Below are 26139 nucleotides of genomic sequence, written 5' to 3'. Positions count from 1 at the left end.
TAACAATTGAATACTATGAAAAATTTAAAGAAACTCAGCAGAGAAGAGCAAAAAGAAATCAAAGGAAGCGGAATCATTAAAAGATGTAATTATTCCTTTGAATGTCCAGGTGGCGCATGCTGCCAAAATGTATGCGTATTAAACCCTTGTATGTTGGATTAATTCCAATAACAATAGACTCAGGCACTTGTTTTTCAGCAGGTGCTTTTTTATGGCTATTAAGAAAATAATTAATGCAAATATTGATTTTCAATAAAATATTTTCACCATATAAGGAATAATTGAAAAAATATTATTATTTTAGTTACACATTAAAATCTAAATTATATGAAAAATCTAAAGAAACTCAGCAGAGAGTCAGCAAAACAAATCAAGGGTGCCGGCGGTCCGATCAAATCTTGTAGTGAAACCAGCCCATGCACTTTCGGATCATGCTGTAAAGGTGTTTGTATGGAATATATCTGTATGGAAGAATAAACCAAGCATTACTATTTAAAACGCGTCACCATGAAAACTCAATATTTAAAAAAGCTGAGCAGACAAGAACAAAGAGAGATCAAAGGCAGCGGAATCATCAAAAAGTGCAGTGAAAGCTCACAATGTGATCCGTTTCAATGCTGTACAGGCGGAATGTGCATGTTCTCTCCTACTCCGGAATGTGAACCACTTTCCTAATAATAAGGATATTGGAATTTAAAATTTAATTTTTTGAACATCCGTTTCGGCGGATGTTTTTCGTTCTTATACTGAGACACCAAACTTTAATTAATCCTTAATTTTGCCAGTTTGTTGCATAGTCTTAAAAATTTGAATTATTTTTGCATATCCAAAAATTTCACGTTTTGAACTCTAGAGACGAACTTATCTTCAATCCTGCCGATATTGCCGAAACTCTCAGCGAACTTCCTGCTGACGAGAGGCTGCTCGCGTTTTTGAAAGTTCCGAAAGAGTATAAAGCAGAAGTTTTTTCCCACCTTGACCCTGATTTCCAGGAAGATACCATCAGAAGTATCGGAAGCGACGAAGTTTCTGAGATTCTGAATGCCATGACTCCGGATGACAGAACAGCTCTTTTCGAGGACTTCCCGGACGAACTTATCAAGTATTCGATCAATCACCTTAATCCACAGGAAAGAAGGATTGCACTGAAGCTGTTAGGCTACAATTCAGACTCTATTGCCCGTCTGATGACTCCCTATTATATTCAGATCCGTAAAGAATGGACCGTAAAAAGATGTCTTCAGCAAATCAAAAAAGTAGGAAGAAAGGTGGAAACCATGAACTACCTGTATGTAGTGGATGAAAGAAACCGTCTCATTGATGACCTTGCGATCGGAACTTTGCTGCTGGAAGAAGAAGACACTTTGGTTTCGGATATCACCGACAATCATTTTGTGGCGATTACCACTACAACCTCAAAAGAGGATGCGGTAACCTATTTTGAAAAGTATGACCGCGGTGCCCTTCCCATCATTACGGAAGCCGGTGTCCTGGTAGGAATTGTAACAATTGATGATATTCTTGATCAAATTGAACAGCAGAATACAGAAGATATCCAGAAGTTCGGGGGATTGGAAGCTTTGGATCTTCCCTACACCCAGACCTCATGGACAGAAATGATCAAAAAAAGGGCAACCTGGTTAATTATTCTTTTCGTTTCAGAAATGCTTACCGCTTCAGCAATGGGGTATTTTGATAAAGAAATTGAAAAAGCAGTAGTCCTTGCCTTATTCGTTCCTTTGATTATATCCAGTGGGGGAAATTCCGGATCCCAGGCAGCCACCCTTATTATTCGTGCGATGGCCCTTCAGGAAATCGGATTGAAAGACTGGTGGTATGTCATGCGGAAAGAAATTATTTCCGGAATATGTCTGGGAGCGATATTGGGAGCGATCGGGTTTATCAGGATTATGCTGTGGCAACAGATCGGGCTTTTCGATTATGGACAATACTGGGTATACGTAGGATTAAGCGTTTCCATATCCCTGATTGCCATTGTATTATGGGGAACCTTATCAGGTTCTATGATCCCTTTTGTCTTAAAGAAATTAAACCTGGATCCCGCTACTTCTTCTGCTCCTTTTGTAGCAACATTAGTAGACGTTACGGGACTTATTATTTATTTTACGGTAGCCGGACTTTTCTTAACCGGAAAACTTTTGTAATTTTAGGCATCATCTAACATGCCAATATGAAAATCGTTTCTCTCGTACCCTCTATCACTGAGGCTTTATTTGACCTTGGACTTACTGAAAATGAAATTGTGGGCAGAACAAAATTCTGTATTCACCCACAGGATAAAATAAAGAACGTAGCGGTGATTGGCGGCACAAAAAACATCAATATTGATAAAATCAAAGCTTTACAACCCGATCTTATCCTGGCCAATAAAGAAGAAAATAATAAAGAACAGGTAGAAGCCCTGATGGATGATTTCAAAGTGATCGTGACTCATGTAGAAACCATTGAAGACAATTATTATCTTCTTAAAACCCTCGGAATATTGCTGGGTAAAGAAGATAGAGCACAGTTTTTCAATCTGAAGATCTATGATATCCTCAATCAGGCAAAGCTTGAAACTCCTGTAAAGGCAGCCTACCTTATCTGGAAAAATCCCTATATGACTATTGGCAATGACACTTTTATTCACCGGATTCTATCGGAAATAGGTTTTGAGAATATCTTCAAAAACCAAACCCGTTATCCTGAAATTCAAACTGAAGATCTGGCAGATGCTGAGGTGGTTATGCTTTCTTCGGAACCTTTTCCATTTAGAGAAAAACATATTGAAGAATTAAGAGAATTTTATCCAGATAAAAAGATGATCATCGTGGATGGTGAAGCATTTTCCTGGTACGGTACCCACATTGCAAAATGTGAAAATTACTTTAAAGAATTACTGGCTGAGATCCACTTGATGAAGCTCTGATTTTGATTACACCAATTGAAAAGGGGATTAATCCGACTGGGGAATAATTCTAAACCACAAAAGTCACAAAAGTTTTTAAACACTTAAGTTTTTTAAGTTTTCATACAGACTGTTGAGAAGAAAACCTAAGTTTTAAAAAAATCAAAGATTTTTATTTAGTATATTATTTAAATCTGTCTGATCTGAGTAATCCGACTGGGGAATAATTCTAAACCACAAAGTCACAAAAGTTTTTAAACACTTAAGTTTTTTAAGTTTTCATACAGACTGTTGAGAAGAACACATTAGTTTTAAAAATCAAAGATTTTTATTTAGTATATTATTTAAATCTGTATGATCTGAGTAATCTGACTGGGTAAAAGTTCTAACCACAAAAGTCACAAAAGTTTTTAAACACTTAAGTTTTTTAAGTTTTTATACAGACTGTTGAGAAGAACACTTAAGTTTTAAAAATCAAAGATTTTTATTTAGTATATTATTTAAATCTGTATGATCTGTTTAATCCGACTGGGGAATAATTCTAAACCACAAAGTCACAAAAGTTTTTAAACACTTAAGTTTTTTAAGTTTTCATACAGACTGTTGAGAAGAATACCTAAGTTTTAAAAATCAAAGATTTTTATTTAGTATATTATTTAAATCTGTCTGATCTGAGTAATCCGACTGGGTAAAAAGTTCTAACCACAAAAGTCACAAAAGGTTTAAAACACTTGAGTTTTTTAAGGTATCATACAAAATGTTGAGAAGAACACTTAAGTTTTAAAAATCAAAGATTTTTATTTAGTAAAGCTCTAAGCGCATCAGATCAATCCATAAAAAAACTCCGGCAAAATACCGGAGCTTATGTTTATGATCACAAGATTTTAATTACAAAATCTTAGAAACTTCGTTACAAAGCCATTCCAACAGCTCTCTGTCTTCGGCTGTGAAAGGATCTATCGTATGAGAGTCAATATCAATCTGCCCGATGTTTTTTCCGTCTTTGAAGATCGGAACCACAATTTCTGCTTTTGTATCGATGGAGCAGCTTAAGTAATTGCTTTCTTCATGTACATCCGGAACAACGAAAGTCTCGTTGGAAACGGCAACCTGCCCGCAAATCCCTTTTCCATAAGGAATGATGGTATGATCGGTAGGAGCTCCTACGTAGGGGCCCAGGATCAGCTCTTCCTTATCTCCATTTTTAAAATAGAATCCTGTCCAGTTGAAATAAGAGATCTCCTGGTCCAAAAGGTGGCAAACTTTCTGAAGTTTTTCTTCTGTATTATGTTTAGGACTTTCAAGAATTGAGGAAAGCCTTTTCTTTAATTCTGACATTTTATTTATTTTTAAGAGAATTGTTTTAGGGAAAGTTCTTCTTTATAGCCAAACATTCCACGCTCTTTGATCATTTCTGCAACGCCTTCCTGAACCTGAGTTTCCCAGCCTTTCACACAACATGCTATTTTCCTTAATATTTCTCTTGAATAGATTTCCAAAAACTCAGGGTTATAATTGGTAATATCTACAATACGGTTGTTGTGTTTGAAATATTTATATAACTCTTTCAGATTTTCCTCCACTTTAAGGTTCGAAGAATCCAATAGCATATGGGTTTCAGGATCTTTATAAGGGTATAGATAGACTCTCATCCCGTTTCGGAAAAATTTACCGAAAGCTTCCAGGATTCCCCCTGATAAGTTTTTATAGTATTTCTCATCGAATACCATTAACAGGTTGTTTACACCCATTGCCACTCCGATATTTCCACCGGTATAAGATGCAAAATAATCGATCAGCCTGTAATATTCTGAGAAGTTTGAAATAATAACGGTATATCCCAGTTTTCCCAAAATATCCACCCTATCCAGAAAATCCCTTTCATCTATATCCCCGTCTGCTCTAAGATTGGAAATCGTAATTTCTATAAGAACCTCAGTTTCTTCATGGGTACAGATCGCATCTTTGAAAAACATATCCATACCGTTCTTAAGCATATCAATATTCACTTTCGTAACCGGTCTGAAACTTCCTCTTACCGCAAAAATATTTTTTTTGTACAATACATCTGCAGGAAGCATATTGTTCCCCTGAGAGTTGAAGATCACCGCATCGGTCATTCCGTGTTTCACAAGTTGCAATGACATCAGCCTATTGTCAACATAGGAAAAAGCAGGTCCGCTGAAATCAATCATATCAATTTCCAGGTTGTCTTTTGCTACATCATCGTATAAGGATTCTACCAGTGTTCTCGGGTTATCATAGTAATTAAAAGCTCCGAAAATAAGGTTTACCCCCAGGTTTCCTAAAGTTTCCTGTTGTAAGGTAGCATCATTTTCTTTAAACTTTACGTGAATAACAATTTCATTGTAATCTTCATTTTCTTTGGTCTGAAAACGGATTCCTACCCAGCCATGGCCCTTTACTGTCTTGTCAAAGTTAATAGTGGTTACTGTATTGGCATACGAAAAGAATTTTCTATCCGGATTATTATCCCTTGAAATTCTTTCTTCAATCAATGCCACTTCATAACGGAGCATTTTACGAAGTCTGTTTTGGGTAACATACCTGTTTTTTACCTCTTTTCCGTAGATAGCATCACTAAAATCTTTGTCGTAAGCAGACATGGCTTTAGCAATCGTACCGGAAGCTCCCCCTGCTCTAAAAAAGTGACGAACAGTCTCCTGCCCTGCTCCAATTTCTGCGAAAGTACCATAAATAGTAGGATCTAGATTAATTGTTAATGCTTTTTGTTTAGGAGTTAGTTTCTGATACATTAGGACGTGAAATTTTTTGTAAATTTACCAAAATTAAACCAACCTCAAAACAAAATGAAGTTGAAATTTTTAGGAACCGGTACTTCCCAAGGTGTGCCCGTTATAGGCTGTACATGTGAAGTGTGTACTTCCGAAAATCCCAAAGACAAACGTTTTCGCTCTTCCGTAATGATTACTACGGAGGAAAATAAAAAAATACTGGTAGACTGCGGTCCGGATTTCAGACAGCAGATGCTTCTCAATCACGAACACAACGTAGATATTGCCTTGATTACCCATGAACATAACGATCATGTGATCGGGCTTGATGATATGCGTCCGTTAATTTTTAAAAGCGGAAAAGATGTTCCACTCTACTGTTATTCAAGAGTGGCCCATGAAATCAAGAAACGTTTTCCTTATGCATTTGCAGATGTAAGATATCCGGGAGCTCCTGCTTTCGATCTTCATGAGATTGAAAATAAACCGTTCACTGTTTTGGACACGGAAATCACCCCTGTTGAAGTCATTCATTATAAAATTACTGTGTTTGGATATAAGTTCAACAACCTGGCCTATATTACGGATGCCGGTTTTATTTCGGATAAGGAAAAGGAAAAACTCAAGAATTTGGATGTCCTGATTTTAAACTGTATCAGGAAATTTGATCCACATCCTGCCCATTTTATCCTCCCGGATGTAATCAAGCTGTTTGAAGAGCTTACCCCTAAAAAATTATTTTTAACTCATATCAGCCATCATTTGGGGCTGCATGACGTTGAAGATAAGCTGCTTCCAGCCGGAATTCACCTTGCCTACGATGGTTTGGAAATAAATTTTTAATTTTTTTTCTTCAAAAAGCTTTTGAACATTGAAAAAAGTTTCTATATTTGCACACCAATTTGAAACAAACATCAAGCCCAGGTGGCGGAATTGGTAGACGCGCTGGTCTCAAACACCAGTTCTTAGGAGTACCGGTTCGATCCCGGTCCTGGGTACAAAAAACCTCTGAAATCTTTTGATTTTCAGAGGTTTTTATTTTGAATAGCAGTAAACAAATAATTCATTTTTATTTCAGATCAGAAAATAATGGAGTTTATCTGCGTATACAGGTCAATTATTTTGCCAGGTGTTTATTTTAAGTTCCCGCTCCACTTCATCAATATCCGGCAAAGCAAGGTCATAGCTTTCACTGATATAGTTCAGGATACTTTCATCTGTTTTATGATTTACTTTTCTGATAAAAAGATGATTGCTGGATTTAAGAAATTCAATTAAGGTATTGACGTATTGTTTTCTGTTAAAAAAAGTTTTCCCGATAATGGCTCTTTTATCATCATTCACAATAATGTCATTAAAAGATGTATTCATAAGAACTGTCTGAAAAAATGATTCAGCCGGTAAAAAGGTGTGAAGATAATAGTCTTCAAAATCCATCACTTTTTTGTTATTGGTCATAAACAGACAGGTTTCTCTGGTAAGAATGAACCACTTTTCACCAATATAAGGGGTTACTCCTTTCATGAATTCTCTTTTATAAATAAATGAGGAGATCTTGTAAGATAATTCGGTAAAATGATTTTGTATTCTTTGAAGGGTGTCAGGCCTGTAAAACTTCTGGTCATAGTAGAAAAGATAGTTTCTCCCGTTATTGACCGTAAGAAACTTCCGGATGATATTTTGTGATTTGAGAGGGTAATCTTCACCGCTTAAATTAATGAAATAATCCCATTCAAGGCTTACATTAAGCATGAATTCCATGGCATCAAGTTCTGCCTGGATCATACTGAATCCCCCTGAGACAATATTCATGCTTTCCAGAAGATACACATTGGGAAATTGCACTGCATACAATTGGATTTCTTCCGTTATTTCTATGCTGGCTTTCCGGTCAATATGGATCAGATAGAACTGATCTCTTGTATAAATTTTCTGAAACATGGCTTTGAATACCTCAAATTTATGGTGTACCATAATAAAATAGGCAATTCTTACATGGGGTGCAGAATGGGATTCCAGGGTCTTGGAATGCGGATCAGTAATAGGGAAGGGAGTTTGCATAAGGTTGGAGCTAAAAATCATCCGCGCCAAGCAAACAATTCAGTTATGTGCGAAAGCTACGAATATATTTTTGATAATCAATCAATTAAACAAGCCAGTATTCCATTATTTTATTGTACATTTGCAGAGCATTAATAAAATAGGTTTCTGCCTTTGCTATTCTGTAATAGTTTAAAATCACAATTTTCTTTTCCAGTTTTGCTTTTTCAGCTGCCCAATTTTTAACCTTAGAATCATTTTTTAAAAATGTAGGGTTTTAAAAGTCCTATTTTACAGTAGGAGCGATACGTCATTGCAGGCTCATCAATCATATTTCAGTGTAAATATGTTATTGCGATAGTTAAAGCAAATAAAATGATGAATAGAAAAGAGCATTCTTCCTTTATTTATCCTTTATAAATATACCAAAATACAGGGAACCCGGGAAATTTTACAATGAGTTTTAAAAATTTAAATTTAATCAATCCAATCATACGTGCTGTTACAGAAGCAGGATATTCTAAACCTACGGAAATACAGTATACTGCCATTCCCCATATTTTAGCAGGAAAAGACATTATAGGATGCGCACAGACGGGAACAGGAAAAACAGCTGCATTCGCTATGCCTATTCTGCAATTACTGAAAAAACATACCCCTGATCATAACGAAATACGGACGTTAATACTCACTCCAACACGGGAATTGGCAATACAAATTGAAGAGAGCTTTAAAGTCTACAGTAAGTATCTGCCATTATCACAACTTTCGATTTTTGGTGGAGTTTCAGCAGGAAGCCAGCTTGCTGCTCTAAGAAAAAGAGTGGATATTCTGGTGGCAACTCCCGGAAGGCTGCTGGATTTAGTCGCCGAAAGACATATTGATCTTTCTAAAATTGAAATATTTGTACTGGATGAAGCAGACAGAATGCTTGACCTTGGATTTATCAATGATGTAAAAAATGTGCTGAAAAGGATTCCTCAAAAGAGACAGACATTATTCTTCTCCGCAACCATGCCGGCAGTGATAAGGAAATTTGCAGACACCATATTAAACAATCCTGAAGAGATTACTATTACTCCGGTATCATCAACGGCACAAACCATTCAGCAATCAGTATATTTTGTTGAAAAAAGAGATAAAGTGGACTTGCTGATCAGTGTACTCCAGGATGAATCCATTTTACGTTCGCTGGTTTTTACCCGCACGAAGCATGGTGCAAATGAACTTGCCAGACAATTGGAAAGTACAGGAATTGATGCAGCCGCTATCCACGGAAACAAATCTCAGGCAGCAAGACAAAAAGCATTGGATGATTTTAAAAATAATAAAATCCGAGTTTTAGTGGCTACTGATCTTGCCGCAAGGGGAATTGATATAGATGAACTGCCGCATGTGGTCAATTATGAACTGCCTAATATTCCTGAAACTTACGTCCATCGGATCGGAAGAACCGGAAGAGCCGGTGCACAGGGAACTGCTATTTCATTTTGTGATGATGATGAACTTTCTGATTTGAAGAATATTCAAAAGCTGATAGGACGTATGATTCCCGTAGTGAAACCTATCAAACATTCATGAAAGATTACATTCAGAATGCTGTAAGTTTAAGAAACAAGAAATAATTTTTTCAAAATATCCAGTATCCAAATTCATAAAACGGAATACGGTGTCTTTTGAAAAAAACCAGGGAGAGGTTTTCAGTAACCAGTACCTATTAATATAATAATAACAATTTTTAATAATAATTACAATGCAACAAGGCACAGTAAAATTTTTCAATGAAGCAAAAGGCTTCGGATTCATTTCTCCTGCAGATGGGAGTAAAGATATATTTGTACATTCTTCAGGATTAGCTTCAAGATCTATCCGTGAAAATGATAAAGTAACTTTTGATGTACAAAAAGGTGAAAAGGGTTTAAACGCTATTAATGTAAAATTAGCATAATGTAAATAGTATTTGCAGATAGATTGGTTTCGAAAAAGAAAGCAATTCTATTGGCAACCCAATTCTAAGAAATTATATTTTTTTACAATTTTTAAAATCCATACATCTCTTTGCAGATCTGGATATATTGTTTGAACGAATATTGATATAAATACACTATTTATATGATGTTCATGAACCTCTTGCATCAAGCAAGAGGTTTTTTTATCATATATTGCAGCTTCTGTCCATATTACGGCATGCAAAAAGCAGGACAGCTTCTTATTACCCAGACGCTGTCCTGCTTTATATGATGGTAGTATTCTTATGGGGTAGGCCAGCCTCCGTCGTAAGAAGAGTTACCTAATTCTATCTGCTCTGCACTGATAATAAAGCTGATATACATACTATTCTCATCTACTGCATCAAAATCTACTTCATGCTGGATGACATAGCCGTTAGTCCATTTTAATGTTGTTAATGTTCCTTCTTCGTGAGATTTATTAAAGGTCACCTCACCTACAGTCGGTTTGTACTTCCCGTTAAGAAGACTTTCCAGAATATCAGATTTTTCTGTAGCTTCCACTGTAATTTTAATAAGCGCATTGGAAGGATCGGATGCCACTCTTCCTGATACGTCTGTAGCACGGGACACACTGTAATTTAATTTTAATAGCTTTTGTCCTTCACCGTTGTTGAATTTTAGAATTCCTCTTGAATTTCTTTCTGCCATGATGGTAAATTTTAATCGTTAATATTTTGTGACTTGTTGTTGGTTATATCACCAAATTTAGAAGTATTTAAAGGATTAAAATAATATTTAAGAGTAAATATTGAAAAGTGTCGTACTTCTACGACTAACAGTTGTTAGGCAAAATACCTGCTGTAAATCAAAAACTTACCCTTGATAAAAAAGCAGGCTACGCTACATTCACTCCAAAAAACCGCCCTACCAATGCGGTAATTCCCATCGCTACCGTTCCCCAAAAACAAATCCTGAGTACAGCAATTTTAATACTGGAGCCTCCTATTTTCGCCGAAACAGCCCCTAAAAGCATCAGGAATATGATAGAAAATCCATACTGAAAGTAAATCATCTGTTTAATAGGAGCCAATAAAGAAACAATAAAGGGCAGTAATGCACCTACCGCGAATGAACCAAATGATGCTACAGCAGCATGTAATGGTTTTGCCTGTGTGATTTCATTGATCCCCAACTCGTCACGGGCATGGGCACCCAGGGCATCATATTCCGTAAGTTCAATAGCCACCTGCATAGCGGTTTCTTTGGTACACCCTCTTTTTTCGTAGACTTTAGCCAGTTCTCTGAGTTCTACTTCCGGCATTTCTTCCAGCTCACGCTTTTCACGCATTAAGTCCGCCTTTTCTGTATCTTCCTGTGAACTTACAGACACATATTCACCGGCAGCCATAGACATTGCTCCTGCAATCATCCCAGCCAATGCAGCGAGGATAATAATATGCCGTTCGGGTTCTGCAGCCGCTACCCCGATGACAATACTTGTGGTGGATAATAATCCGTCATTAGCTCCTAAAACAGCTGCCCGGAGCCAGCCTACCCTGTTTACATAATGTTTTTCCAACTGATGATGCATAGTAAATATTTCTGTGTTGATATTGTAATGAAAGGTATAAAATGTTTATTTGAGAATCATTTTAAATTATACAGATTTTATTGCGGATAAAACCTCATCTGCTCAAAAATATAATTGGGGTTTGCTCTTAGCAGATCAATCAGCTGTTTCAGTTCGGATTCCTCCCAGCTTTTTTGAAACATTTCATCATGGATCAGCATCACCACATTATTTTTTGTAAAGGTTTTGTCTGAGGTACAAAGTTTCTGAACACTTGCATACATCTCGCTGACTGTTTGTATCGGGGTTCCGTCAGCAGGACGGTGCTGCCATTCAATATCCCACCCTACAATTTTATAGCCGAGAGCTGCCAGCTGATCTGCAGTCTGTATGCCATTGGCCACGTCATTTTTTGACCGGTCTCCCAAACGCCAGATATTACGTCCAGGAAGCCGCACAATCTTATAGGGCAATTTCAGCAAAGTCTGATTATATTCAACATCCTTGACCGATTTTTCAACATTATTATAAAATGCTTCATAGTGGTCATTGGCATGAGAAAAACTGTGATTATATTCATCAATGTAGGGATTCTGGTCATAATACTTCGCGTAGGTATCCATCTGTTTGTCTTTCATGACATGCTCTCCCACCATGAAAACGCTGATCTTGATTTTTTCTTCCAAAATTATATCATTGATATTCTCACTTCCGTTGAGCGGACCGTCATCAAAAGTAAGGTAAATATAACATTGATCAGATACGGATACCGCTGTCTTCTGCGAATAGAAAGAATTACCCAGTACTAAAAGAGTTCCTGCAAAAGCCTTAAAAAGTGCATTCATAATGATCAGTTTATCACAAAGATAGCAAGGATCATCTTATTTATGGGTAGCTAAGATCGATTATTGAGTATCATGGTGATCTTTCAGTAATTTTTTTTGAGATGCTATCCCTCCATTCTTTATGAATCTGCCGGAAATAAAAAGAAGAATCAGACGGCATAAACCCCCTGCCTGCATTTCTGATTCCCCTTATTCTGTCCATAATAACATTTCCCTTATCTTTGCTCCCTATGAATCAATTATACATCGACTGGAATGTCAATCCTGAGATCTTCAATATTTCCGGATTCCCTGTGAAATATTACGGCCTGTTATTTCTTACAGGACTTATTTTATGCCTCAATATTTTAAAAAGCATTTATAAAAAAGAAAATTTAAGTGCACAGGCGCATGAGGCTTTATTTTCATATGCTTTTATAGGAATTTTGTTGGGAGCCCGGCTGGGACACTGTATTTTTTATGACTTTGATTATTATTCCCAGCATCCTGTTGAAATATTCCTACCTATCCAGAAAGGAGTAGATGGATCTTATCACTTTTCAGGCTATGCAGGACTTGCGAGCCATGGCGGCGGTATTGGTCTCGTGATCATGCTTCTGTTGTATGCCCGAAAGTTTTCCATACCGTTTATGACTGTTCTGGATGCTATCGCCATTGTGCTTCCTTTAGGCGGAACTTTTATCAGATGGGGCAATCTTATGAATTCTGAAATCATAGGAACACCCACCAGCCTTCCATGGGCCTTTATCTTCCGGCAGGTAGACGATGTTCCAAGACATCCTGCGCAGCTTTATGAAGCCATCTCCTATTTCATCATTTTCCTTCTTGTTTATTTTATCTACAAGCAAAATATATTCAAAATAGGAAAAGGATTTTATTTTGGAATCAGTATCCTGTTAATTTTCATGATGAGAATTCTTATTGAATTTATCAAGGAAGATCAGGTGGGCTTCGAGCATGGGATGAGCTTTAATATGGGACAGATCTTAAGTATTCCTTTTGTATTGCTTGGGTTGTTTTTCATTGCCAAAAGCATATTGGAAAAAGGAAAAGTGAAAACGTCATAGATTTTATTATTCTTTAATGATATCATCAACCCCCGCTGAAAAAATATTCAGCGGGGGTTTCTATTCAAATGATGATCTTCATTTATCGGGTGGTATATCCTCCGTTGGCAAATATTGTCTGCCCGGTAATCCACCATCCGTCCGTAACCAGGAATTCAACCAGGGGAGCTATATCTTTGATATCTGTAAGCCCTCCCAATGCAGAGGCTGACTTGTGGTAGGCCACTGCATCCTCAGTTTCCTGCCCATAAAAGAAGGGAGTATCCATTGGGCCGGGAGCCACAGCAGTGACAGAAATTCCTCTTCCTCCAAATTCTTTGGAAGCTGCTCTGGTAAAATGTTCTACAGGTGCTTTTGCTCCTGCGTAGGTAGAATACAATCCGGTATAAGCGGCAAGCAGAGAAGTAACAATGGTACAGATTTTCCCATTATTATTCAGTTTCTTTCCGGCTTCCTGCAAAAAGAAATATGCCGATTTTGAATTAACGTTAAACATTGTATCGTATTCCTCTTCTGTTGTTTCTGAAAATGGTTTTTTCAGTACCATTCCTACCGTATTGATCGCAATATCAATTCCTCCGAATCGGGAAATGGTTTCATCAAAAAACTGCGTGATATGATCTATTTTAGTCAAATCTCCCTGGAACAAAAATGCTTCCGCTCCTAAGGCCTGTACTTCCGCCAATGTTTTTTCACTTTCTGCTTTTGAGCTTTCACTGTTGTAATGAATGGCCAATTTTGCTCCTTTCGCTGCAAAATCCCGGCTTAATAAGCCTCCAAGGTTTTTACCTCCGCCGGCAATTAAAACAACTTTTCCCTTTACATCTTGTGCTGACATAATTTTTATTTTTAGTAGGTTAATGAAGCAAAGATGAACCATTAAAACCGTCTCAACATGGTGAACTTTTCGGAAATTATATCCCCAATATCGGTTTTAGCTCCAATATCTATGGCCCGGAATTTAAATAAAGTTGAAAATATTTGAGTTTTTGAAAAAAATATTTGGACAAATATCCCATTATTTACCAGACAGATACAGCAAATCATTTTATTCCCGTAAAAATGTATCCGTTCAAATTTCTTTAAACAGTGAGTTTTAGGCATAGCATTTGATACTTAACACCCCATATTATATACACCACTTCATTTTTATAATATATTTTTCACAATCCCCAATTTATTGGGGATTTTTTATTATTAATTCCCAAAAGGAACTAAAATTATAATCCTTCTTATCCATACAGTATAATCTATTTCTGATAATCAATTAATTAAAACTGTATTATTCATTTTATTGTTGTATCTTTGCAGTATTATTAATCAAGTCACTACTTTGTTTTCTGCCCTGACCGAATATTTTAACATTCAGTCTTTGCTTTGTAACAACCCTACTTTTAACTTTAATTCTTCTACTAAGAACACTACTTGTCGGAATTTTAAAGCTTTGTATGATTGGGAGAATCCAAGACAGGAAGCATAGGTAGGCTTTATCAGATATAAAGCTGAACAGACTGACCAATACACAATATAGCAACTAAATACTAAAAATAATTTATGGCAGATTCTTTTTCTAAAAAGGAAAATTTCAAGAAAAAAATTCAAAAGCAAAAAGAAAAAGCGTTGAGACGCGAAGAACGTAAAACGAACAACAACAAAGGGAAGGACATGGAGGATGTATTCATGTATGTGGATGAATTCGGAAGATTAACATCTACCCCTCCTGAGCAAAGACAGGAAGTAAACCTTGATGAAATTCAGCTAGGAGCTGCTCCTATTATTGAAGAAGACATCAGAAAAACAGGAATCATTACTTTCCACAGTGAAAAAGGATACGGTTTCATTACTGAAGATAATAGCAAAGAAAATATTTTCTTCCACAACAACAACTGTACGGAACTTGTAAAAAAAGGAAACAAAGTATCTTTCGAAAAAGAAAAGTCTCCCAAAGGTTTTTCTGCGGTTAATATCCAGATCATCAAATAATTCAAAGATTCTTATCAAAATAAAAGCCACCTTTCCGGGTGGCTTTCTTTATACATCGTAAAAAATAAAATGGGCCAGTTTCAGCAACTGGTAAATTGTTCTTGTTTTATCTCCTCACCATTACTCCAGTTTTCCTCCCAGTGCTTTAAACAGCAGGACGTTATTTCTGGTGTTCTGATGCTGAAACTGTAAAAGATCAAGTTCAGCAGTCAATTTGCTTTTCTGGGAATTGATTAATTCAAAATAATTGGCATAACCTGTAAGATAAAGATCATTAGAAACCTCTACCCCACGGTCAAGAAAAGCCACTTCTTCCGATTTCAACTTTAAAACCCGTTCATAGATCTTGGTCTGCTTTAAAATGGATTGAAGCTCATTAAAGGCAGTGGTAATACTCTTCTGGTAGTTTAGAAAAGCAATTTCCTGCTCCTTGCTCGCCACTTTAAATTCATATTTTAACTGTCCCTTATTAAAAACAGGAACCATCAATCCTCCTAACAGCTGTCCGGCTAATGAACTGGGTTTGAACAAAGTCTCTACGGAAAAGGAGTTCAGACCAAAGCCTGCTCCGAGATCGATTTTAGGATAAAAAGCAGCTCTCGCCGCTTTAGCATCAGCCTGAGAAGCTTCCAATACATAATAATTGGCAGCAACATCCGGTCTGGAATGAATGACTCCTTCTACATTAATGGTTTTATTCAAAATTTCCATATTGGTAGGCATCAGAGTTTTCCCCCGCTTTACACTTCCTCCATAACTTCCTGTCAGGGTAGTAATGGCCTGTTCAACGGTGACAATCTCCACCCTGATATGTTCTATCTCTGCAAGCCAGTTGTTGTTCTGGGCTTTAAACTGCTGTACAGCAAGCTCTGTAGCTTTACCAACTTCACGTTGTGCCAAAACAATTTCAAAAGCCCTTTGCTGAAGCTTATAATTCTTCTGATAAATAGCCAGGCGGTTATCCAGGGCCACCAGCTGATAATACAGATTGGCTATATCCGTGAAAAGCTCTACCTGTAAAAGACGGAGACCTTCTGTGGATGCCAGGTATTTCTTTTGGGCAGCAATTTTTTTGTTTTTAAGCTTTCCCCAGGCGTCAATTTCCCAGCTGCTTCTCCCTCCCAACCAGTAGTTCGGAGTAAAATTCCGGTTAATTTTCTGCTCTTCGGTAATATTAGGGGAAAGATTGGTATCATAATTTCCAACACCCTCCATGGTATATTTTCCATAGCGGTTTCCGGAAGCTTCAACTCCAATATCAAGAGATGGCAAAAGATCCATTTTTGAACGCTGTAAAAAACTGTTGGCAATTTCTACTCTTTGCTGGGCAATCTGGAAATCCGGATTGGCCTGTATCACCTTATTAAAAAGCTCCTGGAGATCCGGATCTGTAAAGTAAGCTCTCAGATTGACCTGCTGGAATTCATCTGCATTTGTTTTCTTTTCAGTTTTCAGGACTTCATCAGGCAACGTCTGGGCTTTTTTCAATTCTGCCACTTTTGGAGCAGCACATGAAACTAAGCTTAGCGCAGTAATCCCGTACAATATATTTCTATGATTTAATCTTTTCATCTTTCTTCTTATTTTCAAGTTTTGCAAAGAATATATACAGCCCGGGAATGACCACCAGCCCGAAAATAGTTCCGATCAACATTCCTCCCGCTGCAGCGGTACCGATAGAGCGGTTTCCTATGGCTCCTGCTCCGGAGGCAATACACAATGGAATCAGCCCGGCCACAAACGCAAAGGAAGTCATCAGGATCGGCCGCAGACGCTGCCTTGCCCCTTCGATTGCCGCAGGAATAATATCAAAGCCCTGTTTGTTTCTGGCAACGGCAAATTCTACAATCAGAATTGCATTTTTAGCCAAAAGCCCGATCAGCATGACCAGCGCTACCTGTGCATAAATATTATTATCCAGACCAGCCATGACCAGGGCAATATAAGACCCGAAAATTCCTGTCGGCAGGCTTAATAGTACCGGAAGCGGAAGAAGGAAACTTTCATATTGTGCTGCCAGCAAAAGGTATACGAACAACAGACAGATCAGGAAAATGTAAACGGTTTGGTTTCCTGACAGAATTTCCTCCCTGGTCATCCCTGACCATTCAATATCAAATCCCCGCGGAAGGGTCTCCTTGGCTACTCTTTCTACTGCTGCAATGGCATCTCCCGAGCTATAGCCATCTGCCGGCTCTCCGTTGATCATGGCAGACATATACATATTATACCTTGTCAGGACCTCAGGACCATATACTTTTTCAATCGTGATAAATGTTGAAAAGGGCACCATTTCACCTTTGTCATTCTTCAAGTATAAATTCAGAATACTCTCCGGAGTATCTCTGTGTTCCGGGCTTGCCTGAACCATTACTTTATACATCTGGCTGAAACGGATGAAATTTGTTGCATAATAAGAACCCAGCATGGTCTGCAAAGTTGACATTGCATTGTCTACGGAAACTCCTTTCTTCGCCGCCATATCATAATCCACATTGATCATGTATTGCGGAAAGGTAGCATCAAAACTGGTAAAACTGTTCTGCAGCTCAGGAGTTTCATTGAGTTTTTTGACAAAATCTTTGGTGATTTTATCTGTATTCTCAATCGTACCTCCGGTCCTGTCTAACAAACGCAATTCAAAGCCACTGGTATTTCCGAATCCAGGAACCGTAGGCGGTGCAAAAATTTCAATCTGGGCATCTGCAATACCCTTTGTTTTTTCAGAAAGCTCTGCGATCAGATCGTTCACTGAAATACTTCTTTCTTTCCAGTCTTTAAGGTTGATCATTGCCATTCCGTAAGACGAACCCGCTATTTCTGTTACAATACTGTATCCGGCAAGTGTCGTTACGTTTTCCACTCCTTCTATCTTTTTGGCGATCACCGTCACCTCATCCAGTACTTTTTCTGTTCTTTCTACGGTTGCCCCCTGCGGAGTGGTAACACTTACGTACACCATTCCCTGGTCTTCCATAGGGATAAAGCCTGTGGGAAGAAACTTACCGGTCACAAAAGTGAGTGCTATGAATAAAAATAGCAGACCAAAAGTAACGGTAGTTCTTGTGGCAAATTTTGATAAAATTCCTACATAAGTATTGGTCATCCGGTCAAAACCTGTATTAAAACTCTGGAAAAACCGGTCAACGATCGTTTTCTTCCTGTTATGATCATGAGGTTTTAAAATAATAGCACAAAGCGCCGGGGTAAGAGTCAGTGCATTGACCCCTGAAATAACAATACTGATGGCCAGCGTTAATGAAAACTGGCGGTAAAACACTCCTACCGGACCATCCAGAAACGCTACAGGAATAAACACAGCAGACATCACGATGGTAATTGCCACTACCGCTCCTGCAATTTCTTTTGTAGCACTGATGGTGGCATCCATCGCATTCATTCCTTCCTCCATTTTAACGTGAACCGCTTCCACGACGACAATTGCATTATCCACCACAATTCCGATCGCCAGAACCAAAGCAAATAGAGTCAGCAGGTTGACAGAAAAATCCAGCATATTCATGAAAGCAAAGGTTCCTACAAGCGCTACCGGAACAGCCAGCACCGGAATTAATGTGGAACGCCAGTCCTGAAGGAAAATAAATACTACGATTCCAACTAAAATAAAGGCTTCAATAAGTGTCGTCAATACGGCACTGATGGAAGCATCCAGGAACCTGGAAACATCATAAGCCATATTATATTCCATTCCCGGAGGGAAAGAGGAAACTTTGAGTTCTTCCATTTTTGTTTTTACACTTTCGATCACTTCAGAAGCATTGGAACCGGGACGCTGTTTCATCATAATAGAAGCAGAAGGTCTTCCGTCTGTTTTGGAAACCATTCCGTAATTCATGGCCCCGAATTCTACTTTGGCAATATCTTTAAGCTTTAAAATCGTTCCGTCTACGTCAGACCGGATGGGAACTTCTTCATACTGCTTAGGTTCAAAAAATTTTCCTTTGTATTTGATTACATACTGAAGCTGGCTAGACGTTTTCCCGGAGGTTTCCCCCACTTTTCCAGGAGCTGCCGAAATATTCTGCTTCTGCAATGAGCTGATCACTTCATCTGCTGAAATATTGTACGCTGCCATTTTCTGGGGATCCAGCCATACCCGCATCGAGTATTCTTTCTGCCCCATAATCTCAGCACGTCCTACTCCGTCAATACGTTTCAGTTCCTGGAGAACATTAATATCTGTAAAGTTGTAAATGAACTGTTCATCCTGGCTTGGATCTGTACTCGTAATGTTAAGGTACATCAGCATACTGTTCACCTCTTTTTCAGTGGTTACACCGGCCCTGATCACTTCTTCAGGAAGCTCATCAAGAATGGTTGTCACCCTGTTCTGAACGTTTACAGCCGCTACATCGGGATCTGTCCCTACTTCAAAGAAAACCTGGATCAGGGTAAGCCCATCGTTCGAGGTAACTGTTGACATATATGTCATTCCTGGAACTCCATTGATGGCCCGTTCCAGAGGAAGCGCTACTGCATTGGCTGATACTTCCGCATTTGCTCCGGTGTATTTTGCTGTTACGGTAACGGACGGCGGTACAATATCAGGGAATTGTGTGATCGGCATTTTCAGTAATGCCATGATTCCCAGGAGCACAAATAATATAGAGATAACCAACGAAAGCACCTTTCGTCTTATAAACATTTCTACCATTCTCAATTGATTTTAAGATTATGAAAGGTTAATACCTCTTTTTGATTTTAATAACATCACCGTCTTTTAAAGACTGAGTCCCTTCATAAATAATCAAATCTCCTTTTTTAAGACCGCTTTCTATCAGATAGGAATCTCTTAGGGTAGCCCCGATCTTAATATTGGTCATTTTTACTTTATTCTGCTTATCCACAACAAAAACATAGGTCTTATCCTGAATAGAGAAGGTTGATTTTTGCGGAATAAGAATCGCATTAGCCTGGTGCTCGGAAATAATCAGTTTTCCTGAGGTACCGTGCTTGATGAGATGATCCGGATTCGGGAACAGTACTTTATACCGGATAGAACCTGTAGTTCTGTCGATTTCCCCTTCAGCGGTTTTCAAAGCTCCGTTAAACTGATAGTTTACTCCATTAGGCAGCATCAGTTCGATTTTCTGATGGCTTCCGATCTTATCATTGGCCAAGAGTTCGAAATACAGGTTTTCCGGAATTGAAAAATAGGCATATACCTCGCTAAGCTGAGATAATGTGGTCAATAGGGTCCCATTTTCCACTAAACTTCCGTCTTTATGAGGAATCACATCAATCACCCCGTCAAAAGGTGCGGTAATCCTGGTAAAGCTTATCTTTTGCAATACCGCTTTCTTTTCTGCATCGGCAAAGGCATGCCTTGCTTTGGCAGAAGAAAGTTTAGCCTTTACCATCTCCAGCTCGTTGCTGGCTACGAATTTTTTATCGTGAAGGCTCTGGATCTGCTTCAATTCCACTTCTGCAATACGGACATCAGCTTCGGTCTGTTTCAGCGCAGCATTGGCCTTTAAAAGTTCCATCTGTAATTCGGCATCATTGATTTTAAACAAAGCTTGTCCCTGATGTACAAATTGTCCTTCGTTCACATAGATATGCTGTATAATCCCACCAATCCTGGAACGCAGTTCTACATTTTTCTTAGCCTGGATATCCGTAACAAACTGATTGCTGACCAATGTATCTTTTTCTTTGATTTCCAGTATGGGAACTTCTTTTTCTTTCTGATTGTCTTTTTTCTTGTCTTTACTGCATGACACAGCGAATAATATTGCAAGAATGCAAATTATTACGTTTTTAGAATACATTATTAAATGTTTAAGTTATAAAATTTTCGTTAAAATAAATTGAAATTCAATAACTTAAACTAATACAGCTGGAGGAGATGGAGAAAGGATTTCACGCCGCAGATCATAGAAACGGCAATATCCGGAAGTGTAATTTTCGGACTGACTTTTAAGACCGCTGAAAAATCACTTATTGCATGATCATCTTTACGGACAGAATGTTTTACAATTTTTGAGGCTGCAGGCAATGCATGCGTGTTCATATCTGCCTCTTCGTAGACATCGAGTAGATGGATGTTGTTTACATGGGGTACATGGGGAATATTACGAAGCGATTTTTCCGCCCAGTTCGAATTGAAAAGGGAAAAAACCAATATAATATAAAAAATGATAAATGACTTCAGACCTGCCATGTCAACTAGAACAACTTTGTTTTTTAGTAAAAACGATAGTGGTGCAAAAATAAGAATTTTAGACGGAGTTCCCGTCCTTAAAATGTTAAAAAAACTTAAACAATGATAAATAACCGGTATTTTTCAACCGCACAGTCACATAAGTTTTTTGAACACTTTAGTTATTTTAAGTTCCAGCATTTGCGCAGAAGAAGAGCACATAAGCTTTTAAAATCAAAGATTTTATTACGAACAGAATGAAGCTGTAACTATCTTAAAATTGTACCGGATCTGTGTAATCTGTGCGATCCGCGGGAGACTATAAACCACAAAAGTCACAAAAGTTTTTTGAACACTTTAGCATTTTAAGTTACAGCGTTTGCGCAGAAGAAGAGCACATAAGTTTTTAAAATCGAAGATTTTTATTACAAACAGAATGAAGCTGTAACTATCTTAAAATTGGATCCGGATCTGTGTAATCTGTGCGATCCGCGGGAGACCATAAACCACAAAAGTCACAAAAGTTTTTTGAACACTTTAGCATTTTAAGTTCCAGCGTGTGTGCAGAAGAAGAGCACATAAGTTTTTAAAATCAAAGATTTTTATTACTTAAAAGTGGATCTGTGTAATCTGTGCGATCCGTGGGAGACCATAAGTCACAAAAGTCACATAAGTTTTTTGAACACTTTAGTTATTTTAAGTTCCAGAGTGTGTGCAGAAGAAGAGCACATAAGTTTTAAAAATCGAAGATGTTTACTTGTAATAAGAATTAAAATCCTGCTCAGTGTGTTCAATCTGCAAGCGTAAAAGCAAGCTAAAAAAATTTGCTATTAAAACAACTTACGCAATACCCGGAAACGGTAATCGAAAATATATTCCAGTTTCTTTCTGACAAAAAGACGGTGCGCTATTTCTCCCAGGAATCCCATAGGAAGTTCATAATCTATGGTATCCCTCATTAAAACGCCCTCTTCATTAGGGATAAATTCATGGTGGTGATTCCATACTCTATAAGGTCCTTTTTTCTGAAAATCGATGAAGCTTTTTTGAAAATCCACGTGCGTGATTTCCGTCTGCCATTTCATTTTAATTCCCAATAAAGGCGAAACATAATAATCAATAAGCATTCCTTCATAGATCTCATCATCTTCCATTTCTGTCAGAACAATGAATCCCATATCGTTGGGAGTAATTTCGGAAAGATTATTGGCCGAAGAAAAAAATTTCCAGGCAGTTTCTATATCACATTTCAACTGCTGTTCGCGGAAAAGCGTATGTTTCATCTTACTTTTTTTAATTATAAATCTACATCAGAACCTGTTTTTTGCGCTCTGAAGCAGAGGATCAACTTTTCTTATCGCCTGCCCTAAGACCGCTCACTGTTTTTTCTTTACCGGTAAAAAATACATACGCGACAAAAAAGAGGCAGATGATTCTGATTCCTATTTATAATGTTGAAAAATTCCAAAATCGGAAGGCGTCCAAAGAGCAGCTTTCTGCCCGGCAGCTTTCAATGCATTATTGGCCCATGTATTACAGGTGTAAAGAAAACTATAGGTTCCTTTGGCATCATAAAAGGCGTCATGATCTCCGTAAACGGCATTGGTAGGAATCAATATAAAGTTTCCATTCTGATCCCGGTCAAATTTATTTTCCACAAATGCTACCAGGCTCTCATACTGGCTTCTGCTGATCATCATCATTTTACAGTCATCGCCTTCTTGCATGGAGGTATAATAAGTACAGTGCATCGCTGAATCACTCAGCCAGAATGCCGCTTTTACGGCGGTTGAGAACTTCAGGTCAGCCCAGGTAGGGGTATCCAGATAAAACCCTTTATCTCCCCATCCTATTCCTATATAGTTATAATCCGTTCTCTTAGATTTTGTATTGGCAAAAGGAATTTTAAGACTCCAGTCCTGCAGGTCATTCTTTACAGGCATTACAATATCGGTATGTACTCCATTGGTGTAAATATAAATAGGGATTTCCTTCTTCTGTCCGTCATTATTTGCTGAAACAGGAATATAGGGGATCAGCAGACCCAGAATCACATAGAGGATCACGATTCCTAAAATAATTCCCAGCCCCTTTAAGATATACCATAATACAATTTTCACAGTCATGTTTTTTAATAAAATTTAATCTACAATTTTTCGTAAAAGTATTTGTTTTAATCGAAAAAATGGCTATATTTAGTTACGAAATATTCATAAATATGCGTAAAAATACTAAATCCCAGAAAAGATTTAAAATAAGAGTAAAAACTGCTCCAAAAAGAGTACAAAAAAAACGTTGATTTTCGGTGAGATTTAATCTCCTGAAAGTCAATTTTTCTTTTTAGGAAAGGCTTTTTAAGAAAATTATTTAACTCAATCTTAACCTCCTTAAAGTAGAATTTTTAAGGAATGGTCGATTATCAGCTTCAGTTTGGAACTTTAAAAAATTCCAAAGAAGGGACTGTCACCAAAAGTTTAGGTTAAAATGGGTCTGAAGACTTCTTCAAAAATTCAATATTTCTTTTCAGGCCGGCAAATTTTGTTCTTTTCACTGGTGATTTTCTGAAAATTTCAGAGAAAATTTCCTGAGTCAGCTCTTTCCATTCTCCTTTTTTAAAATTTTTCAGGGCTTCATTGGGTTTAAACCGGCTTTGCTTGTTCGGAGCGGAAAATCTGTTCCAGGGGCATACATCCTGGCAGATATCACACCCAAACATCCAGTCTTCCATCTTACCTTTAAAATGATCGGGAATTTCATTTTTCAGCTCTATTGTAGCATAAGAAATACAACGGCTTCCGTCAATGATCTTTTCAGAAACTATAGCATCTGTAGGGCATGCATCAATACATTTCCGGCAGGTTCCGCAATGATCTGTGGTTTCATGATCAGGAATCAATTCCAGGTCGCAGATAATTTCTGCCAGGAAATAAAAGGAGCCGTTTTGTTTGGTGATCAGGTTGGCATTTTTCCCTACCCATCCAATTCCGGATTTTCTGGCCCAGCTTCTTTCTAAAACCGGTGCAGAGTCTACAAAAACCCGGAACCCGAATTCTCCTATTTCTTCCTGCAGTTCGGCTACCATTTCACGAAGGATCTCTTTAATAACTTCATGATAATCCTCTGCATAGGCATATTTTGAGATCTTGTAGTTTTCCAGGATTGAAATTTTCTCCTCGGGGAAATAATTGTATGAAAGTGAAATCACAGATTTAGAGCCTTCTACCAGCAGTCTTGGATCAAGTCTTTTGTCAAAATGATTTTCCATATATTTCATTTCGCCATTGAAATTATTCTTCAGCCATTCCTCAAGGCGTCCTGCATCTTCCTCCAAAAAATCAGCTTTCGAAATGCCACAGCTTTGAAACCCAAAACTTTTGGCCTTGGATTTTATCAGTTGGGAATATTTTTCGGCACCTGCATTCATAATTTTCACGTTGCAAAATTAAGATTATTTTATCAATCTTCCGATTTTCAACAAATCTCATATACAGGTCTCATGGGATCACTTTTCAAAAAAATTATGTTTTAATTAAGATTTTTTTCAAAAAAAAATTACGTACTTTCGTTCATAATTTAATGTTTAAAACAAACAACTATGTCTTTAATAGAAGTAATACAATCCGGAAACTATGAATTGGTCGACGTTCGTGAGCCTATGGAGCTTGAGATGGACGGAAATATCGATGGTGCCAAGAATATTCCTCTAGGTGAAGTAGAAGATAGACAGGATGAGATTTTATCTATCGAAAAGCCGGTGATCCTATTCTGCAGAAGCGGAAACAGAAGCGGAAAAGCATTGGAATTTCTTAACAGTCAAGGATTAAAGGACGGTTATAACGGCGGCGGCTGGGCTGATCTGAAAGCTGTTCTTGAATCAAATCAGGGAACTTTTTAAAAGTTCCTTTTTTTATACCTGATTATTGGCCATGCATCTGAAAGACCGGTTTGAAGAGCTTTGCTTTCCTTTTAGTGAAGACCATACTTTAGTCCACTCATTATGGAAAGAAATTGAAACGAAATATTCTCAGAAAGGAAGGTATTATCACAACCTTTCCCATCTCGAACATATGTTCCGGGAACTTGAGCCGGCAGAAAACAGCATTTCAGATTGTACAGCGGTTTCTTTTTCTGTATTTTATCATGATATCATCTATAATGCTACTTCCAAGTCCAACGAGGAAAACAGTGCCGTTACTGCTGAAAAAAGACTTAAGGAAATAGGTTTAGGCAGTGCTGAAATCAGGTTGATTTCAGCTCAGATTCTGACCACAAAATCCCATCAGGAATCAGAAAACAGCGATACCAATTATCTGCTGGATGCAGACCTTTCCATTTTAGGGAAAGATTTTGAAACTTATATTGATTATACCCAAAAGATCCGAAGGGAATACGCTATTTATCCTGATTTTCTTTATCAACCCGGCAGAAAAAAGGTACTTCAGCATTTCCTGAAGCTGAAAAGCATCTTTAAAACAGATTATTTTAAAGAGCAGTACGAAATACAGGCAAGGGAGAATATCAAAGCTGAAATTCAATTATTGTAATCAAAAAAAGAGATGCAAATTTGCATCTCCCACACATTACATTCATATAAAGCATAGATTCATTGATCGTACAATCAAAAATCATTATTTCTGTTTTCTTCTCAAAAATAAAAATCATGATGGTAAAACAGAGGTATTTTTATTGTATTTTTTATGTATTTTCAGGGATGCATTTTGCACATAAAATCAAATTTTCAAGTCTAAAACAAATATGAAAAATTTTAAAACCCTTTTGAAGTCTACGAAATATATTCCATAAAAAAACATCAACCGAAATTTTTATTTCTCACTTTAAAACTATTAAAAAAATA

26 protein-coding genes and 1 tRNA gene are annotated in these 26139 nt (G+C 37.6%); 13 read left to right on the top strand and 14 right to left on the bottom strand.

What is annotated here, in order from left to right; genetic code table 11:
* Positions 1-15: 15 nt before the first annotated feature.
* From MUW56_RS16795 to MUW56_RS16775, 5 genes are all read left to right on the top strand, one after another.
* Positions 16-162: a hypothetical protein gene (locus MUW56_RS16795; RefSeq protein WP_292014265.1), complete on the top strand. Its 147-nt coding sequence runs from the start codon at positions 16-18 to the stop codon at positions 160-162.
* A gap of 165 nt (positions 163-327) precedes the next feature.
* Positions 328-477, top strand: a complete 150-nt coding sequence (locus tag MUW56_RS16790; RefSeq protein WP_292014264.1) for a hypothetical protein — start codon at positions 328-330, stop codon at positions 475-477.
* 30 nt (positions 478-507) lie between these two features.
* Positions 508-675 carry a hypothetical protein gene (locus tag MUW56_RS16785; protein ID WP_292014263.1) on the top strand — a complete coding sequence of 56 codons (168 nt, stop codon included), beginning with the start codon at positions 508-510 and terminating at the stop codon, positions 673-675.
* Positions 676-842: 167 nt separating this feature from the next.
* Entirely contained in the window at positions 843-2165 is a 1323-nt protein-coding gene (gene mgtE / locus MUW56_RS16780; protein WP_292014262.1) for a magnesium transporter, read from the top strand.
* A gap of 26 nt (positions 2166-2191) precedes the next feature.
* Entirely contained in the window at positions 2192-2929 is a 738-nt protein-coding gene (locus tag MUW56_RS16775) for an ABC transporter substrate-binding protein (protein WP_292014261.1), read from the top strand.
* An 867-nt stretch (positions 2930-3796) separates the two neighbouring features.
* On the opposite strand, the gene MUW56_RS16770 is transcribed toward MUW56_RS16775, so the two are convergent.
* Together MUW56_RS16770 and MUW56_RS16765 are read right to left on the bottom strand one after the other, a co-directional pair.
* Positions 3797-4246, bottom strand: a complete 450-nt coding sequence (locus MUW56_RS16770) for a GAF domain-containing protein (RefSeq protein ID WP_292014260.1) — start codon at positions 4244-4246, stop codon at positions 3797-3799.
* Positions 4247-4257: 11 nt separating this feature from the next.
* Positions 4258-5685 (bottom strand): TonB-dependent receptor, encoded by a 1428-nt coding sequence (locus tag MUW56_RS16765; RefSeq protein ID WP_292014259.1) that lies wholly within the window; start codon positions 5683-5685, stop codon positions 4258-4260.
* A gap of 54 nt (positions 5686-5739) precedes the next feature.
* Here MUW56_RS16765 and MUW56_RS16760 point away from each other — a divergent pair, with 54 nt between their 5' ends.
* Together MUW56_RS16760 and MUW56_RS16755 are read left to right on the top strand one after the other, a co-directional pair.
* The gene (locus MUW56_RS16760) at positions 5740-6507 is read left to right on the top strand and encodes an MBL fold metallo-hydrolase (protein WP_292014258.1); all 768 of its coding nucleotides are present in this window, start codon (positions 5740-5742) and stop codon (positions 6505-6507) included.
* 75 nt (positions 6508-6582) lie between these two features.
* A tRNA-Leu gene (locus tag MUW56_RS16755) sits at positions 6583-6662 on the top strand.
* Positions 6663-6777: 115 nt separating this feature from the next.
* Here MUW56_RS16755 and MUW56_RS16750 read toward each other — a convergent pair.
* Positions 6778-7725, bottom strand: coding sequence for a beta-1,6-N-acetylglucosaminyltransferase (locus tag MUW56_RS16750; protein WP_292014257.1), 948 nt, complete (start codon positions 7723-7725; stop codon positions 6778-6780).
* 435 nt (positions 7726-8160) lie between these two features.
* Here MUW56_RS16750 and MUW56_RS16745 point away from each other — a divergent pair, with 435 nt between their 5' ends.
* Together MUW56_RS16745 and MUW56_RS16740 are read left to right on the top strand one after the other, a co-directional pair.
* Positions 8161-9285, top strand: coding sequence for a DEAD/DEAH box helicase (locus tag MUW56_RS16745; RefSeq protein ID WP_292014256.1), 1125 nt, complete (start codon positions 8161-8163; stop codon positions 9283-9285).
* Between the two features lie 172 nt (positions 9286-9457).
* A complete protein-coding gene (locus tag MUW56_RS16740) occupies positions 9458-9652 on the top strand; it encodes a cold-shock protein (RefSeq protein WP_292014255.1) in 195 nt (64 codons plus the stop codon).
* 304 nt (positions 9653-9956) lie between these two features.
* Here MUW56_RS16740 and tssD read toward each other — a convergent pair whose 3' ends face one another.
* The 3 genes from tssD to MUW56_RS16725 form a co-directional block, all read right to left on the bottom strand.
* Complete coding sequence (gene tssD / locus MUW56_RS16735) at positions 9957-10364, bottom strand: type VI secretion system tube protein TssD (protein ID WP_292014254.1); 408 nt, start codon at positions 10362-10364, stop codon at positions 9957-9959.
* A 187-nt stretch (positions 10365-10551) separates the two neighbouring features.
* The gene (locus tag MUW56_RS16730) at positions 10552-11247 is read right to left on the bottom strand and encodes a VIT family protein (RefSeq protein ID WP_292014253.1); all 696 of its coding nucleotides are present in this window, start codon (positions 11245-11247) and stop codon (positions 10552-10554) included.
* 77 nt (positions 11248-11324) lie between these two features.
* Positions 11325-12071: a polysaccharide deacetylase family protein gene (locus MUW56_RS16725; RefSeq protein WP_292014252.1), complete on the bottom strand. Its 747-nt coding sequence runs from the start codon at positions 12069-12071 to the stop codon at positions 11325-11327.
* Positions 12072-12301: 230 nt separating this feature from the next.
* Here MUW56_RS16725 and lgt point away from each other — a divergent pair, with 230 nt between their 5' ends.
* Positions 12302-13138 (top strand): prolipoprotein diacylglyceryl transferase, encoded by an 837-nt coding sequence (gene lgt / locus MUW56_RS16720; RefSeq protein ID WP_292014251.1) that lies wholly within the window; start codon positions 12302-12304, stop codon positions 13136-13138.
* 82 nt (positions 13139-13220) lie between these two features.
* Here the strand turns inward: lgt and MUW56_RS16715 are convergent, their stop codons facing one another.
* Complete coding sequence (locus MUW56_RS16715; RefSeq protein WP_292014250.1) at positions 13221-13976, bottom strand: SDR family oxidoreductase; 756 nt, start codon at positions 13974-13976, stop codon at positions 13221-13223.
* A gap of 716 nt (positions 13977-14692) precedes the next feature.
* On the opposite strand from MUW56_RS16715, the gene MUW56_RS16710 reads away from it, so the two are divergent.
* Positions 14693-15121, top strand: coding sequence for a cold shock domain-containing protein (locus MUW56_RS16710; protein ID WP_292014249.1), 429 nt, complete (start codon positions 14693-14695; stop codon positions 15119-15121).
* Between the two features lie 120 nt (positions 15122-15241).
* On the opposite strand, the gene MUW56_RS16705 is transcribed toward MUW56_RS16710, so the two are convergent.
* The 7 genes from MUW56_RS16705 to queG form a co-directional block, all read right to left on the bottom strand.
* A complete protein-coding gene (locus MUW56_RS16705; RefSeq protein ID WP_292014248.1) occupies positions 15242-16693 on the bottom strand; it encodes a TolC family protein in 1452 nt (483 codons plus the stop codon).
* Positions 16674-19796, bottom strand: coding sequence for an efflux RND transporter permease subunit (locus MUW56_RS16700; protein ID WP_292014247.1), 3123 nt, complete (start codon positions 19794-19796; stop codon positions 16674-16676). Before MUW56_RS16700 ends, MUW56_RS16705 begins: the two co-directional genes overlap by 20 nt.
* Positions 19797-19824: 28 nt before the next feature.
* Entirely contained in the window at positions 19825-20913 is a 1089-nt protein-coding gene (locus MUW56_RS16695; RefSeq protein WP_292014246.1) for an efflux RND transporter periplasmic adaptor subunit, read from the bottom strand.
* Between the two features lie 59 nt (positions 20914-20972).
* Positions 20973-21305 carry a hypothetical protein gene (locus MUW56_RS16690; RefSeq protein ID WP_292014245.1) on the bottom strand — a complete coding sequence of 111 codons (333 nt, stop codon included), beginning with the start codon at positions 21303-21305 and terminating at the stop codon, positions 20973-20975.
* Between the two features lie 809 nt (positions 21306-22114).
* Positions 22115-22567, bottom strand: coding sequence for an SRPBCC family protein (locus tag MUW56_RS16685; RefSeq protein WP_292014244.1), 453 nt, complete (start codon positions 22565-22567; stop codon positions 22115-22117).
* Between the two features lie 159 nt (positions 22568-22726).
* A complete protein-coding gene (locus tag MUW56_RS16680; RefSeq protein WP_292014243.1) occupies positions 22727-23410 on the bottom strand; it encodes a TIGR02117 family protein in 684 nt (227 codons plus the stop codon).
* 353 nt (positions 23411-23763) lie between these two features.
* Positions 23764-24708: a tRNA epoxyqueuosine(34) reductase QueG gene (gene queG, locus MUW56_RS16675; RefSeq protein WP_292015426.1), complete on the bottom strand. Its 945-nt coding sequence runs from the start codon at positions 24706-24708 to the stop codon at positions 23764-23766.
* Positions 24709-24879: 171 nt separating this feature from the next.
* On the opposite strand from queG, the gene MUW56_RS16670 reads away from it, so the two are divergent.
* Together MUW56_RS16670 and MUW56_RS16665 are read left to right on the top strand one after the other, a co-directional pair.
* The gene (locus MUW56_RS16670; protein ID WP_292014242.1) at positions 24880-25179 is read left to right on the top strand and encodes a rhodanese-like domain-containing protein; all 300 of its coding nucleotides are present in this window, start codon (positions 24880-24882) and stop codon (positions 25177-25179) included.
* A gap of 31 nt (positions 25180-25210) precedes the next feature.
* Positions 25211-25828, top strand: a complete 618-nt coding sequence (locus MUW56_RS16665) for a hypothetical protein (RefSeq protein WP_292014241.1) — start codon at positions 25211-25213, stop codon at positions 25826-25828.
* The last annotated feature ends 311 nt before the right edge of the window (positions 25829-26139 follow it).

The sequence above is a fragment of the Chryseobacterium sp. genome (genome assembly GCF_022869225.1).
In the GTDB taxonomy this organism is placed as follows: Bacteria; Bacteroidota; Bacteroidia; order Flavobacteriales; family Weeksellaceae; genus Chryseobacterium.
This window is presented reverse-complemented; position numbering and strand designations above follow the sequence as displayed.

Coding starts and splice junctions, on each gene's coding strand:
- MUW56_RS16750 (WP_292014257.1), bottom strand. CDS start 7,725: ATGCAAACTCCCTTCCCTATTACTGATCCGCATTCCAAGACCCTGGAA.
- queG (WP_292015426.1), bottom strand. CDS start 24,708: ATGAATGCAGGTGCCGAAAAATATTCCCAACTGATAAAATCCAAGGCC.
- MUW56_RS16725 (WP_292014252.1), bottom strand. CDS start 12,071: ATGAATGCACTTTTTAAGGCTTTTGCAGGAACTCTTTTAGTACTGGGT.
- MUW56_RS16680 (WP_292014243.1), bottom strand. CDS start 23,410: ATGACTGTGAAAATTGTATTATGGTATATCTTAAAGGGGCTGGGAATT.
- MUW56_RS16695 (WP_292014246.1), bottom strand. CDS start 20,913: ATGTATTCTAAAAACGTAATAATTTGCATTCTTGCAATATTATTCGCT.
- MUW56_RS16765 (WP_292014259.1), bottom strand. CDS start 5,685: ATGTATCAGAAACTAACTCCTAAACAAAAAGCATTAACAATTAATCTA.
- MUW56_RS16745 (WP_292014256.1), top strand. CDS start 8,161: ATGAGTTTTAAAAATTTAAATTTAATCAATCCAATCATACGTGCTGTT.
- MUW56_RS16710 (WP_292014249.1), top strand. CDS start 14,693: ATGGCAGATTCTTTTTCTAAAAAGGAAAATTTCAAGAAAAAAATTCAA.
- MUW56_RS16785 (WP_292014263.1), top strand. CDS start 508: ATGAAAACTCAATATTTAAAAAAGCTGAGCAGACAAGAACAAAGAGAG.
- tssD (WP_292014254.1), bottom strand. CDS start 10,364: ATGGCAGAAAGAAATTCAAGAGGAATTCTAAAATTCAACAACGGTGAA.
- MUW56_RS16730 (WP_292014253.1), bottom strand. CDS start 11,247: ATGCATCATCAGTTGGAAAAACATTATGTAAACAGGGTAGGCTGGCTC.
- MUW56_RS16690 (WP_292014245.1), bottom strand. CDS start 21,305: ATGGCAGGTCTGAAGTCATTTATCATTTTTTATATTATATTGGTTTTT.
- MUW56_RS16770 (WP_292014260.1), bottom strand. CDS start 4,246: ATGTCAGAATTAAAGAAAAGGCTTTCCTCAATTCTTGAAAGTCCTAAA.
- MUW56_RS16795 (WP_292014265.1), top strand. CDS start 16: ATGAAAAATTTAAAGAAACTCAGCAGAGAAGAGCAAAAAGAAATCAAA.
- MUW56_RS16665 (WP_292014241.1), top strand. CDS start 25,211: ATGCATCTGAAAGACCGGTTTGAAGAGCTTTGCTTTCCTTTTAGTGAA.
- MUW56_RS16705 (WP_292014248.1), bottom strand. CDS start 16,693: ATGAAAAGATTAAATCATAGAAATATATTGTACGGGATTACTGCGCTA.
- MUW56_RS16715 (WP_292014250.1), bottom strand. CDS start 13,976: ATGTCAGCACAAGATGTAAAGGGAAAAGTTGTTTTAATTGCCGGCGGA.
- MUW56_RS16760 (WP_292014258.1), top strand. CDS start 5,740: ATGAAGTTGAAATTTTTAGGAACCGGTACTTCCCAAGGTGTGCCCGTT.
- MUW56_RS16790 (WP_292014264.1), top strand. CDS start 328: ATGAAAAATCTAAAGAAACTCAGCAGAGAGTCAGCAAAACAAATCAAG.
- MUW56_RS16670 (WP_292014242.1), top strand. CDS start 24,880: ATGTCTTTAATAGAAGTAATACAATCCGGAAACTATGAATTGGTCGAC.
- MUW56_RS16700 (WP_292014247.1), bottom strand. CDS start 19,796: ATGGTAGAAATGTTTATAAGACGAAAGGTGCTTTCGTTGGTTATCTCT.
- lgt (WP_292014251.1), top strand. CDS start 12,302: ATGAATCAATTATACATCGACTGGAATGTCAATCCTGAGATCTTCAAT.
- MUW56_RS16740 (WP_292014255.1), top strand. CDS start 9,458: ATGCAACAAGGCACAGTAAAATTTTTCAATGAAGCAAAAGGCTTCGGA.
- MUW56_RS16775 (WP_292014261.1), top strand. CDS start 2,192: ATGAAAATCGTTTCTCTCGTACCCTCTATCACTGAGGCTTTATTTGAC.
- MUW56_RS16685 (WP_292014244.1), bottom strand. CDS start 22,567: ATGAAACATACGCTTTTCCGCGAACAGCAGTTGAAATGTGATATAGAA.